This is a genomic window from Cellulomonas fimi (assembly GCF_028527925.1).
In the GTDB taxonomy this organism is placed as follows: Bacteria; Actinomycetota; Actinomycetes; order Actinomycetales; family Cellulomonadaceae; genus Cellulomonas; species Cellulomonas fimi_C.
In genome coordinates this window covers 69,236-81,876 of record NZ_JAPESW010000018.1, presented here as the reverse complement: position 1 = coordinate 81,876, position 12,641 = coordinate 69,236, and the positions used below count along the sequence as shown (strand labels likewise).

Here is a 12,641-nt window from a genome sequence, read left to right as displayed (position 1 = left end):
ACTCAGTAAGTGACAGCACACCTTGTTGACCAGCGGCATCGCGTCGCGCGGACTGCACTGTTTGCTGTCACGCCACACCCGCCCGCGGCACCCGCACCGGCCGCGGTGGTGCCGAGCGCGGCCGCACCGGCCGCGAGCCCCCCGCCGACGGGCAGCACGTGCGCGAGCGCGCCCAGACCGACCAGCCCGAGCACGAGCGGCGCGACGACCGCACGCATGCCGTGGTTGACGTCCCCGAGCTCGAGGACCAGCGCGCGGCAGTCGGCACACCCGTCGAGGTGCTTCTCGACCTGCGCGCTCTCGCGCGTGCCGAGGCCCCCGCGCACGTAGGCGCCGAGCTTGCCCGACACGTCGCGGCAGCCCTCGTCGAGCGGATCCTGCAGGTGCTGCTGCAGGTAGGCCTGCCGCAGGCCCTCGCGCGCGCGGTAGGCGAGGGCGGCGACGCCGTTCGCGGTGAGCCCGAGGATCGGGGCGATCTGCGCGGGCGACAGGCCCTCGACCTCGGAGTGCCAGAGCACGGCCTGCCACCGCTCGGGCAGCGAGTGGAACGCACGCGACACGACGCCGCGCTCGAACCCCTCGAGCGCGGGCTCCTCGGCCGTGCCGGCCCACGCGGTGCCGCGCTCGAGCGTCGCCAGGTCGTCGGTGGGCTCGACGCGACGCGCCTTCTCGCGGCGGTCGGCGGCCGTGCGGCGCACGACGGTGAACAGGTAGGCGCGGAACGCGGACTCGGGGCCGTTCCCGCGCTGCAGCGCGCCGTGAACCGCGGTGAACGCGTCGGCCACGACGTCGTCCGCGTCGGCGTGCGAATGGGTGTACTGACGCGCGACGACCCACGCGGCACCGGCGTGGCGCTCGTACAGGGTGCCGAATGCTGCGGCGTCACCCGTGCGCACGGCAGCGATCAGCTCGGCGTCCCCTGTGACGCCGTCACCGAGCCGCGTGCTTGCCACCACGACCTGCTCCCGTCAGCGTTCTTCGTCGAGCGCACAGCCTGCCACAACGGATGGATCGGGTGTCCAGACCGCAATCGCCCAATTGCAACGTACGTGATGCTCCGGCGGTTCCGGGCGGCGAGCGACGGGGAAAGCCCTCGATCGGGTGGGTGAAAAGTTCCGCATCCCGCGTCACCGCAGGCGGACGGCGCCCTCTCATCAGGCGTGACGACAGACATCGGCAGGGACGACGCCGCGGGCGTGGCGCTGCGCGAGCGTTGGCGGCACGAGAGCCTCGGCTCGGTCTGGCTGCGGCCCGCGGACTGGTACCACCCCGCGGTCGACGACCTGACCGTCGCGGTCCTCGGCGACCGCGACCCGACGCTGGCCGCCGCCGACCTCGGCCGCGCCCGCGGGTACGACGGCGTGGGGATCGCGGAGACGATCGACGACCTCGCGTGCCTGTACCGCTCGCGCGGCGACGCGCAGCCCCCGCTGCTCGCGGTCCGCGCGCTGTGCGACGGCTGGGCCGACGCGCAGGCGGCGGCCGTCTCGGTCGGCACGTCCCTCGACCCGGAGTCCGGGCTGCCGACGCGCCAGTACCTCGCGGTGCGGCTCGCGGAGACCTACGAGGACGGCGAGCGCGGGTCCCTCGCGGCGCAGGAGTCGCACCACCTGGTGCTCGTCGACGTCGCCGCGGGTGCGGTCGACCCGTTCACGCGTGCGGCGCGGTCGGCCGCGGTCGGTGCGGCGATGACCGCGACGTTCGGCGGTGGGCACCCGATGGCGACGCTCGGCGGCGGGGTCTTCGCCGTGCTGTCGCGGCGCCAGGACCCGCTCGAGGAGCGCGTGCAACGGCTGCAGGCCGAGATCGCCCGGAGGGTCGAGCGCCTCGAGGTCAGAGCAGCGACCCGGCAGCCCGTCCGCGTCTGGGTCGAGCGGCTGCCGGGCACGCACGAGGAGGCGGTGCACATGCTGCGACGGGTGTCGCGGCCCTGACGGCACGAGCGCCCGGGGGCGTCGCGACACGGGCCGCCGGGCGCAGGGCAGGCGCTGCGAAGGTCAAGCGCCGATAGGAGACGGTTCAACTTCCGCTCCCGTGCAGGTCAGCGCGGAGTCGGACAGGTGCCTGGGACAAGTCGGGTGAATGCGTCTACCGTCTTTGTATGAACCCCGCCGAGCTCGCCCCTGACCCTGCACCCGCAGGAGACGCGTCCGCCCCTCGCCCGGCCGCTGAGGGAGCGCCCACGAGCGGTGCCGACGTCCCGACGCAGCCGCGCCACCCCGACGTCCCGTCCGGCCCCGACGAGCTCGACGTCGACCTGACCGCCGACCCGCCGGGCCCGCTGCTCGCCACCGGCACCGTCGCCGACGTCTACGCGCTCGACGACCGCCGCGTCCTGCGCCGCGACCGCGACGGGCGCGACGCGTCGGGCGAGGCCGAGATCCTGCGGCACGTCGTCGCGCACGGCTTCCCGGCACCCGAGGTCCTGTACGTGCACGGCCCGGACCTCGTGGCCGAGCGGCTGCACGGGCCGACGCTCCTGCAGGCGCTCACCGCGGGCGAGGTGTCGATCCACGACGGCGCGCAGATCCTCGCCGACCTCCACCGCCGGCTGCACGAGATCCCCGCGCCCGACGGCTGGAGCGACACGCGGTCGCAGTGGCCGCACGTCACCGGCGGCCCGACGGTCGTCCACCTCGACCTGCACCCCGCCAACGTGATCCTCAGCGAGGCGCACGGCCCGGCGCTCATCGACTGGTCGAACGCGCGCAGCGGTCCGGCCGAGCTGGACGTCGCGCTCACCGCGCTCATCATCGCCGAGGTGGTCGTCGACGCCGGCGGCGAGTACTCCGCCGCCGCACGCGCCCTCCTCGCGGCGTTCCTCACGTGCGTCGGCACCGACCTCGTGAGCGCGCTCGACGACGCGGCCGCGGTCCGCGCGCAGGACCCGTCCCTCGTCGCCGGGGAGCGTGAGCTCGTCCCCGCGGCCGCCGCGCTGATCCGGGAGCTCGTCGCCGTCGCGACGCCGCCCGAGCACTGACGGCCCGACGCTCGTCGAGGGGAACGACGAGGGCCACCCGGTGCGCGCAGGCGGCCCCCGCCGTCGTTCAGAGGGTGCCGGTGCCCGGCGCGGACCGCCCGCGCAGGCCGCGCAAGCCGCGCAGCAGCAGCGCGCCGCCGACGCCGATCTGCCCGGCCCGGACGATCGTCGTCCACAGGCCGACGAGGAAGAACAGCAGGCCGACCAGCGGGAACACCCAGCCGAGCAGCCGGGACGTCGCGTCCGGGGCGATGCGCCCGTCGGCGGGGTGCGCGACGTCGTAGATGACGTCGATCGAGCCGCCGACCGAGGGGCACGAGCTCGACCGGAAGCCTGCCGACGCGGTGTACGTCGTGCCGCCGACGGTGTAGGTCGCGTCGGGCGAGCACAACCGGTCGCCGTCGTCGTCGCGCGACTCGTTGCGCGCCGTGACCGTGCCGGCGGTCTTCGCCTCGCCCGCACCGACCGTCCCCGCGTCGATGACCAGAGGCTTCACCACGAGCATCCCGATCGCGAGGAAGACGAGCCCGAACAGCATCATCTTCACCGCCCCGCCGATGCCCTCGCGGTTGCGCCCGAACCCGACGATGCCGTCCGCGACCATCGCGCCGCCGACGGCCGCCGTGCCGGTGCTGCGCCCCTGCTCGCTCGCCGCGTACCGGGACGCCGTGGCCCACAGGTCCGCCGCGACGCCCGCGAGCTGCGGCGGGACGACGGCGACGGGGCCGGTCGGACCGTTGAAGCCCGGCGGCAGCGTCGTGAGGGGCGCACCGCCCGACGTCGACGGGTCCGGGGCGACGTACCCGGCGGGGCGGCCCTGCTGCGGGACCGCCACGGTCGCGCCGGGGTAGGTGCTGGACAGGCCCGTCGACGGCGGGGTGGGCGTCCACGCGCTCGCGGTGCCGACCGACGCGCCCGTCGCGAACACGGGCGCGGTCGCAGGAGCCGGGCGGGCCGGGACGGTCGCAGCCGGTGTCGGCGCGGGGATCGGGACGCTGTCCGCGGAGGGCGGGAGCGGCTGCCGGTGCTCGGTCCACGCGGACCCGTCCCAGTAGCGCATGGTGCCGGGCTCGGCAGGGACGGCGTACCACCCGGCGCGTGCGCTCACCGCGGACTCCTTCGGACCAGGCCGCCTCGGACCACGCGGCAGCCGCACCCTACGGAGGCGGACCGACGGCGCGGGAGCCCGGACGCCGCACGTCACCTTCCCGGCGGTGGTCAAACCCGCCGAACCGCCCACACCCCCCGGACATGACGAGACCGCCCGCGCCCGGCGGGCGGGCGGGGCGGTCTCGGCGGAGCGTCGGCGCGGTGCGCGGGTCGGACGGCCGTCGGAGCGTCAGCGCGGCGTGTACGTCAGGCAGTCGGCGGAGTCCTGGCCCGCGCCGACCCGGACCGAGTCCGCGGCGCACTCGAGCGCGGAGTTGTGCACGCAGTCGTCGCGCTGGCACGCGCCGACGTGCGTGACGACCTTCTCCAGGCCGCCCTTGACGCCGAGCGGGATGAACGTCGCGCACGCCGCGTCGCCCGCGTGCCCGCCGATCGTGATGGCCGCCGCGTGGCAGTGGGAGTGGTCGTTGTACGAACAGCCGGCCACCGAGCACTCGGCGACCGGGGGCAGGTCCATCAGCGTGCTCATCGGTACCTCCACGATCCGGGGACGGGTGCGTACCTCACCGACGGTAGACCCGCCGTCCGCATCCTGCCTAGGGAGCGGGCGCGGTCTCCGCGCAGGTCAGAGGCGGTTTTCAGGTGAGGCTAGCCTCACCTGCGGGCGCGCCGGAGCGCGCGGCTCACCCCGTCGCGACCCTTCCGGTGCAGGTCGCAGGCCCGAGCGCGTCAGTACCGGAACGCGGTGATGCGCTCCTCGAGGTCCTGCGCCATGACCGCGAGCTCGCGGATCGAGGTGCCCATCTGGGTCAGCACCTCGGTCGTGGAGCGCGCCGCCGACGCGACGCCCGTGATGTTCGCGGCGATCTCACCGGCACCGGTGGCGACCTCGACGACGCCGCGCGACATCTCGTTCGTCGTCGCCGTCTGCCGCTCGACCGCCGACGCGATCGTCAGCTGGTAGTCGTTGATCTGCGCGACGATGTGCGAGATCTGCTCGATCGCCGCGACCGCCCCCTCGGTGTCCGTCTGGATGGCTTGCACACGGCGGACGATGTCGTCGGTCGCGTTCGCCGTCTCCTGCGCGAGGTCCTTGACCTCCCCGGCGACGACCGCGAACCCCTTGCCGGCCTCGCCCGCACGCGCCGCCTCGATGGTCGCGTTGAGCGCGAGCAGGTTCGTCTGCGCGGCGATCGACGTGATGACCTTGACGACGTCGCCGATCTCGCGCGAGCTCGTGCCGAGCCGCGCGACGGTGTCCGTGGTGCGCGCGGCGACCGCGGTCGCCTCCTCCGCGACGCGCGCCGCCTCGTTCGCGTTCTCGGCGATCGCCCGGATCGACGCGCCCATCTCCTCCGCGCCCGTCGCGATGAGCTGCACGTTCCGGCTGACCTGGTCGGCGGCCGCGGCGACCACGCCGGCCTGTGCAGACGTCTCCTCCGCGCCCGCGGCGACCTGCGCACCGGAGGCGGACATCTCCTCGGACGCGGCCGCGACGGTCCCCGACGCCTCCGTCACGCCCGCGAGCGTGGTCCGCAGCGCCGTCTGCGCCCGGCCGAGGGCGGCCGCCATCCGGCCGAGCTCGTCGTCGCTGCGCACGCGCGCGGTCACCGTGAGGTCGCCCGTCGCGAGCGCGTCGACGCTGCGCTGGACGTCACCGACCGCGCGGCGCACGCTGCGGGCGAACAGCATCCCGAGCGCGAGCGCGACCACGAGGCCCGCCCCGGCGACGCCGATCATGGTCCAGCGCGCGAGCGAGGCCGCCGCACCGGCCTCCGCCTGGTCGCGCGCGACCGCCTCGTCGACGTGCGTGCTCAGGTCCGCGAGGGACGCGGTGAGGTTCATGCCGACGCGGGCCGTCTCGTCGCTCTGCGCGGCCCACGCGACGCGGTCGTCGTCCATCGCCGGCGGGAGGACGTCGGCGTCCACGCTGGTCTGGTACTCGTCGTAGCGCGCGAGGAACGCGTCCCACTCGGGCGGCATCGACCCGTACGCGCCGGCGTACACCTCTGCGAAGTCGTCCGTCGCCGAGTCGAACGACGCGTACGCGGCCCGCACCGCCGCCATCGCCTTCAGCTTGCCCTCCTCGTCCGGGTACCCGGGCACGCTCGAGATCCCGTTGCGCACCGTCCACAGCGCGTTCGACAGGCTCGCGAGCTGCCCGGTCACGTCGGAGCTCGCGCGCGACGTCGCGGCCGAGCGCTCCGCGAGTGCGCTCAGCGACATCACGCCGAACGCCCCGACGGCGAGGAGGACGGCCGCGAGCATGCCGACGAGTCCGAGGATCTTGGTCCGCACCGACCGGTCCGCGACGAGCCGGCGCCGCTGCTTCGCACCCTCGCCGCCGCTCGCGGCGGGGCGGTGCTCGCTGGTCGGCTCGGGCGACGAGCGCTGGGTCGGGACGTCGGCGGTGCGCTTCGGGGTGAAGACGGGCATGGGCTGTGCTCCTGGGTCGCGGAGGACCGGTGTGTCGCCACCGGTCCCACCGTGCCCATCGGCCGCCGCGTCGCGCTGTTGACCCACCCGGCCGTTGTTGCTGCCCGACCCGGTCGCTCTCGCCCGGACGCGCGAACCGTTGCCCCGCGCACCGGACGGACGTGCCGGTCCGGGTGCGCGGGGCGCGAGGCCGCCGGTCAGTCCTCGGCGTCGACCGCCCGGTAGAAGTTCCGCTCCCACCGGTGCCGCCGGATCACGGCACGCTGCTCCTCGGTGAGCCGACGACCGTCGCTCGTCGCCGCGTTGCGCTCGACGTTGCGCACCGTCCGCATGCCCGCGATGACGGTCGAGACCGCCGGGTCGTCCAGCACGTACCGCAGGGCGACGTCGGGCAGCGCGTCCGGCTCGATGCCGAGGTCCTCGACGAGCGCGGACACGTGCTGCTCGACCTGCGCGGGCCGGTCGCCGCCGAAGTACGTGTTCCGGAAGTCGCCCTCGGGGAACGTCGTGCCGGCCGTGATCCGGCCCGTCAGGCCGCCCTCGTCGAGCGCGACGCGGACGATCACGCCGACGCCGTGCTCCTCGCACGCCCGCAGCAGGTGCTCCTCGGGCTGCTGGTGCCACGCGTTGTAGATGACCTGCACCGTGTCCACCGCGCCGCTGCGGACCAGCGCCAGCGCGTTCTCCGGCTGGTAGTCGTTGATCGACACCCCGAAGAAGCGGATCGTGCCCTCGTCCTTGAGCGCCGCGACGGTCTCGAGCCAGTCGCCCTTGCCGACCCACTCGTCGGACCAGACGTGGAACTGCAGCACGTCGAAGTGGTCGAGGCCCGATGCTTGCAGGCTCGTCTGCAGGCTCGCGCGGATGTGGTCGCCCGGGAACGTCTCGTCGGGGTGCAGGCCGTCCGGCGCGGGCCACACCATGTTCTTCGGCGGCACCTTCGTCGCGACCAGCACGTCCGGGTGCTCACGCAGGACGCTCCCGACGATGCGCTCGCTCTCCCCGTAGCCGCGCGCGGTGTCGACGAAGTTCACGCCGAGCTCGATCGCGCGGTGCAGCGCCGCGACCGACTCGTCCTCCTGCGCGCCCTTCCACTGCGACTCCCCGATCCCCCAGGCGCCGTACCCGATCTCCGACACCTGCAGGCCCGTCCGGCCGAGCTGGCGGTACTCCATGCGAACTCCTTGACACCTCGTGGCGCGCGGCGCTCTGCCGGGCCGACGTCCAGCCTCCCCCGCCGGCCCTCGGCACGCGAGCCGTCCCGCGCGACGCCCGAGCGCCTCAGGCGAAGGACGCGTCGGTGATCGTCGCGCGGAAGAACTCGCCCTCGTCCTCCCGGTCCGTGCCCGCTCGCCAGCTCGCGCGGAACCGGCCGGGCATCGTGACCCCGTGGAACGTCGCCTCGGCGTCGACGGTGACGCCGAAGTGGTGAAGGGCGTGACCGTGACCGTCCGGGTCGCCCCAGCGGTCCATCGAGACGCGGAGCAGCCGGCCGTCCGGCCCGACCTCGAACCGGACCGCGTGCTCGTCGCCCGCGATGCGCCACCGTCCCTCGAACGCGTCCGGGTCGGCGTCGGGCGACCAGGTCGCGACGCCGAACGCCGTCGGGACCAGGGCCCCCTCGCCCGCGAGCCGTCCGGCGGCGCTGCGGGCGACGTCGGCGTCGCGCGCGCTCATCACCGGCACGACGCCCGCCAGACGCCAGCGCATCTCGCCGACGCCGTCGACGAACCGGTCGAACCCGCGCACGGGCAGGCCGAGGATCGAGGTGCGGGCCTGCCAGACGAACGCTGAACCCGGGACGATGAGCTGGCGCGCCGTGAACCGGCGCCACGAGCCGATCCTGATCTCGCCGTGCATCGTGAGCGCGGCCGTCCGGTGCAGCGGCGTGCCCTCGGCGATGGCGTGCCGCAGCCAGCGCCGTGCCGGCTCGGGCAGCCCGTCGACGTCCGCCGTCGTGAACCGGGGTACGGGCTCGCCGAGCCGCGGGCCGGGGACGTCGTCGAGCCGTGTGCGCGCCGTGGGCGTGTGACGGGACACGAGACCTGCACCCTTCCGTCGGGACCTGCTCCGCACGCTATGAGCGAGGCGGGACCGTCGCGCGAGGCGAAGGTCCCGCCCCGCGGCAGGTCAGGCGCCGGCGGCCACGTCGAGCACCCACGTCACGCCGAAGCGGTCCGTGAGCATGCCGAAGCCCGGGCTCCACGCGGACGCGGCGAGCGGCTCGACGACCGTCGCGCCGTCCGCGAGCCCGTCCCACACGGCACGGACCTCGTCGAGCGTCTCGCCGCGGACCGACACGAAGAACGGCTGGTCGGTGAGGGTCATGCCGTTCTCCCGACGCGTCGTGCCCGCCGGGACGGCGCCGCGCGGGCCCGGGACGTCGTACGCCATGACACGGAAGCCGTTGTCGGCGCCGGCCAGCCCGAAGACGACGCCGTCGGCGCCGGGGGCGTCCGCGGGCATGCCGAGGTCGGCGTAGGTCGTGGCGGCGACCGTGCCGCCCACGGCCGACGCGTACAGGTCGAGCGCCGCGCGCGCGTCGCCGTGGAAGTTGAGGTGGGTCGTGGTCGTGAGGCTCATGTCCGCTCCTGACGGGCTGCGTCCCGGGGCGTTCCCGGTGACACCACCCTCGCGGGCATGTAGGACAGGTTCGGTCCTAGTGCGCCGTTAGGCTCCCGAGCATGGCGACGCCGACCTCCCGCCTCCTTCGGCTGCTCTCCTTGCTCCAGACCCGCCGCGACTGGCCCGGATCCGTCCTCGCGGAGCGGCTCGGCATCAGCCGCCGGACCGTGCGGCGCGACGTCGACCGCCTCCGCGCGATGGGCTACCGCATCGAGGCGACCATGGGCGCGGACGGCGGCTACCGCCTCGACGCCGGGGCCGAGCTTCCCCCGCTGCTCCTCGACGACGACCAGATGCTCGCGCTGGCCGTCGCCCTGCGGGCCGCGCCAGCCACGGGCACGGCGATCGACGAGGCCGCCGTGCGCGCGCTCACCACGCTGCGGCAGGTCATGCCGACCCGGCTGCGCCACCGCCTCGACGCGCTGGAGTTCACGACGCTGGCCGCCGACCGTCGGCCCGGCGGCGCCCGCGACCCCGTCGCGCCCGACGTGCTCGTCGCCGTCTCCGCCGCGGTCCGGGGCCGCGAGGTCCTGCGGTTCGACTACGCCGACCCGCGGACCGGGGCGACGCCCCCGGACCGCCCGGCACGCCGGGTCGAGCCGCACCACCTCGTCGCCGCCGGCGGCCGCTGGTACCTCGTGGGATGGGACCTCGACCGCGACGACTGGCGTCTGTTCCGCGCCGACCGCCTCACCCTGCGCACGCCGAACGGCCCGCGCTTCGCACCGCGCGAGGTGCCCGGCGGCGACGTCGCGGCGTACGTCACCGCACGCTTCCAGGGGTCCGACGCCGCCGCCGGACCACGCTTCCGCGGAACGGTCGTCCTGCACCTGCCGGCGGGCGAGGTGCGGCCCTTCGCGGACGACGGGATCGTCGAGGACCTCGGCCCCGACCGGTGCCGGCTCACGACGGGCTCCTGGTCGTGGATCGCGCTCGCCGCCGCGCTCAACCGCTTCGACGCGGACGTCGAGGTCGTCGGGCCGCCGGAGCTGACCCAGGCGTTCGCGCGGCTCGCCTCACGCAACACGGCGACCGCCGCGGCCGGCCCGCCGTGACGCGCGAGAGGCCCGCAGCCCCGGGCGGGTGTGGCGTGACAGCAAACAGTGCAGTCCGCGCGACGCGATGCCGCTGGTCAACAAGGTGTGCTGTCACTTACTGAGTCGTTCTCATCAGCGATGTTTGGAGGCGACGCCCTCCGCGACGGCCGATCGGCAGATCGATCGGCGATCAGGCTGGTTTCGAGGGCGCAGCGCGAGATTGCCGGGCGGCGTGACAGTCGACGTTGTCATTCGTGCCGCCATCGCATGATCGCAGGCGGCGTGGACTTCCGATCGCGAGATGTGAGCATTCATGCGTCCGTCGGGCGCGGTGGCATTTCGCCCTATCCGACGCCCTCGTGGCTGCCCAGCGTCGCGGACGCGGGGCCACTGGCGGAACAGCGACCGCTGCTCTGGCGGACAGAATGGGCAGCCCTGCGTGCGCGCTCCATACGTGGCCCGAACATCGATCTCCAGGTGGTGATCCGTCCCTGAGCACGTCGCTGCGTGAGGTCATCGTGGCCAGCCCGTCGGGTGCCGTCCTCGACATCGGCGCCCGCGAGCTCGTCATGCTGGCATCCGCTCGTTGGCGGACGTCGATCTCGAAGCCAGGTTCGTCGTCTCGCGTGATACGGCCGGAGACCGTCAGTCGGTGTCCGGCGCCGGAACGCCTCAGCACAACGCCGAGGGGGCCGTACTGGTGAGTCGAGCGCTTTACGCAGAGCGGCCACGAGTGATCGCGTTCGACGCCGCCGCACCCAGGACCGGAGTCCGGGGTGCCGACGGCCAACGTGGAGCCCATCGAGCTGAGCACGGACCACTCGCTGATCGAGGCCGTCGTCGACTGTCGCTCATCGTCGTCATCCGCCACGAGTCCACCAAATGACCTAGGGCGTGTCTCTCGACCCGGTCAGTGGGTGCGCGTTTCTTCCGCCGCGCGGATCGCTTCGTCGATCGTCACGTAGCCGGCGGAGTCGGGCCAGGTCGAAGTCGAGGTCTCGCCGGCGCGCCGGAAGCGCACATAGAACAGCACGCCGGACTACCCGGGCGTCGCAGGCGTCGCGGCTGGCTCCAGCTGGTCATCTGCCTTGGCAAGCTCGAACCAGAAGTCGTAGGGCAGGCCGCCGCGATCGCCGACGCCTGGCGCTCCGAGCTGCGCCGGCGCATCAGCGCGGTCAAGGCCGACGCCACCGCCACGAGCGTGCCCGTGGTCGACGGCGCCTGAGCGTTACGCGCCGTGGACAATGTTGTGATGACGACATCACCGGCGCACTCCGCGGTCGCACGGATCCGGCTCCTGGGGGCGTCGGCTACGGAGGCGATCAACGACCTAGCCTGGCAGTGCGACACGTGGTCGAGCCGACCTCAGGACCCGGCGCCAGCGGAGGTTCACGAGGCGGCCCGGAGCCTTGCTTCGGCGCTGGAGCGCACCTCCCAAGTCGCTGATGCTCTCGCCCTGCAGGCATCCCGCACTGCGGATGCGGACGGGTCGGTGCACGCCGTCGCCGCTGCCCGCGCACTCGACACGGCCCTCGCCAGCCTGACTGCGTTCGGTCGCACGATGGCCGAGCGGCACATCGAGCTCGACGACTGGGCAGGCGACGGGCCTAGCGTCACGGGATGACCGCGACCGCCCATGACGCTGTCAGCAGCGCGGGCGATCCCGGCACCCGCTCGACGACGTCCGGCCATGCCGTGTACGCCACCTGAAGGACGACCACCCGCTCTACGGCGCGTTCAAGGTGGACTTCGACCTGGACTCCATCAGCGCCGGGGACCATGCGGCACTGCTCCGCCCCGGTCGTGCAGTCGACTCTCCACCCTTGGCCCTGCGGGTGGTTGCGGTCGTCGAGGTCGTCGAACACCTCAAAGTAGAGGGTCGGTGGAATGGTCGGGTGCGCGATGAAGAAGGTGAGCGGGTCGGCGTACCCGACGGTCGGAACGACAATGGACTGAGCCTCGGCATCATTGGTCGGACCGGATCGAACGACCTCGTCATCGACGATCCAGTGGGTCAGAGTCGGCCGGATTACGGTGCCGTTGGCGGTGACCGTTGGCGGCTCCGGTGGCATCGGCCCTGTCTCGACGAGCGGAACCCCCGTCATCTGGTCCTCCTGGTCACGGAGCGTGTCGTCAGCCAAACCGCAGGCGCCGCTGACTGCGAGGATCGTTGCCGCGGCGATCGCCGCTGCGACCCGCCGCGGGGCGGGACGAACGCGGCCGCGGTGGTGGCGTACGTGCTTCATCCCGCCCCCTTCGGTCAGTAGTCGCAGCGGAAGGTAGCTGTGTTGCTGGTGTGCGCCGAGTAGAGCGTCCCGCCCACGGTCACGGTGTGGCTCGACTCGCCGCTGTACGTGCGGCTCGGGGCGTAGCCGCACGAGGCGTGGGGGTGTGCGTCGCCCGAGATCGTTCCGCTGGCGCGGCGCGAGTCGTGAGCGGCCATCGCGTTCAGG

The 12,641-nt window shown here is 73.9% G+C and carries 12 protein-coding genes; 3 read left to right on the top strand and 9 right to left on the bottom strand.

The window, feature by feature from the left end:
- Positions 1-2: 2 nt before the first annotated feature.
- Entirely contained in the window at positions 3-953 is a 951-nt protein-coding gene (locus OMK64_RS10530) for a sigma-70 family RNA polymerase sigma factor (protein ID WP_272728173.1), read from the bottom strand.
- A 207-nt stretch (positions 954-1,160) separates the two neighbouring features.
- Here OMK64_RS10530 and OMK64_RS10525 point away from each other — a divergent pair, with 207 nt between their 5' ends.
- Both OMK64_RS10525 and OMK64_RS10520 read left to right on the top strand, forming a co-directional pair.
- Entirely contained in the window at positions 1,161-1,934 is a 774-nt protein-coding gene (locus OMK64_RS10525; protein WP_272728171.1) for a hypothetical protein, read from the top strand.
- 167 nt (positions 1,935-2,101) lie between these two features.
- Entirely contained in the window at positions 2,102-2,980 is an 879-nt protein-coding gene (locus OMK64_RS10520) for a phosphotransferase (protein ID WP_272728169.1), read from the top strand.
- Positions 2,981-3,047: 67 nt separating this feature from the next.
- Here the strand turns inward: OMK64_RS10520 and OMK64_RS10515 are convergent, their stop codons facing one another.
- The 6 genes from OMK64_RS10515 to OMK64_RS10490 all read right to left on the bottom strand — a co-directional run bounded on the left by OMK64_RS10515 (position 3,048) and on the right by OMK64_RS10490 (position 9,109).
- Positions 3,048-4,088 carry a DUF2510 domain-containing protein gene (locus OMK64_RS10515; protein WP_272728167.1) on the bottom strand — a complete coding sequence of 347 codons (1,041 nt, stop codon included), beginning with the start codon at positions 4,086-4,088 and terminating at the stop codon, positions 3,048-3,050.
- Positions 4,089-4,319: 231 nt separating this feature from the next.
- Positions 4,320-4,619, bottom strand: coding sequence for a DUF1540 domain-containing protein (locus OMK64_RS10510; protein ID WP_124344396.1), 300 nt, complete (start codon positions 4,617-4,619; stop codon positions 4,320-4,322).
- Positions 4,620-4,819: 200 nt separating this feature from the next.
- The gene (locus OMK64_RS10505; protein ID WP_272728164.1) at positions 4,820-6,526 is read right to left on the bottom strand and encodes a methyl-accepting chemotaxis protein; all 1,707 of its coding nucleotides are present in this window, start codon (positions 6,524-6,526) and stop codon (positions 4,820-4,822) included.
- 197 nt (positions 6,527-6,723) lie between these two features.
- The gene (locus OMK64_RS10500; protein WP_272728162.1) at positions 6,724-7,701 is read right to left on the bottom strand and encodes an aldo/keto reductase; all 978 of its coding nucleotides are present in this window, start codon (positions 7,699-7,701) and stop codon (positions 6,724-6,726) included.
- 106 nt (positions 7,702-7,807) lie between these two features.
- Entirely contained in the window at positions 7,808-8,566 is a 759-nt protein-coding gene (locus OMK64_RS10495) for a DUF6544 family protein (protein ID WP_272728159.1), read from the bottom strand.
- 90 nt (positions 8,567-8,656) lie between these two features.
- On the bottom strand, positions 8,657-9,109 hold the full coding sequence (locus tag OMK64_RS10490) for a VOC family protein (protein ID WP_272728157.1): 453 nt from the start codon (positions 9,107-9,109) through the stop codon (positions 8,657-8,659).
- Between the two features lie 101 nt (positions 9,110-9,210).
- Between OMK64_RS10490 and OMK64_RS10485 the strand changes: the two genes are divergently transcribed.
- Positions 9,211-10,206: a helix-turn-helix transcriptional regulator gene (locus tag OMK64_RS10485; protein WP_272728155.1), complete on the top strand. Its 996-nt coding sequence runs from the start codon at positions 9,211-9,213 to the stop codon at positions 10,204-10,206.
- Positions 10,207-11,098: 892 nt separating this feature from the next.
- On the opposite strand, the gene OMK64_RS10480 is transcribed toward OMK64_RS10485, so the two are convergent.
- Both OMK64_RS10480 and OMK64_RS10475 read right to left on the bottom strand, forming a co-directional pair.
- Positions 11,099-11,221 (bottom strand): hypothetical protein, encoded by a 123-nt coding sequence (locus tag OMK64_RS10480; RefSeq protein ID WP_272728153.1) that lies wholly within the window; start codon positions 11,219-11,221, stop codon positions 11,099-11,101.
- A gap of 580 nt (positions 11,222-11,801) precedes the next feature.
- Positions 11,802-12,434, bottom strand: a complete 633-nt coding sequence (locus OMK64_RS10475) for a hypothetical protein (RefSeq protein ID WP_272728151.1) — start codon at positions 12,432-12,434, stop codon at positions 11,802-11,804.
- Positions 12,435-12,641: the final 207 nt, after the last annotated feature.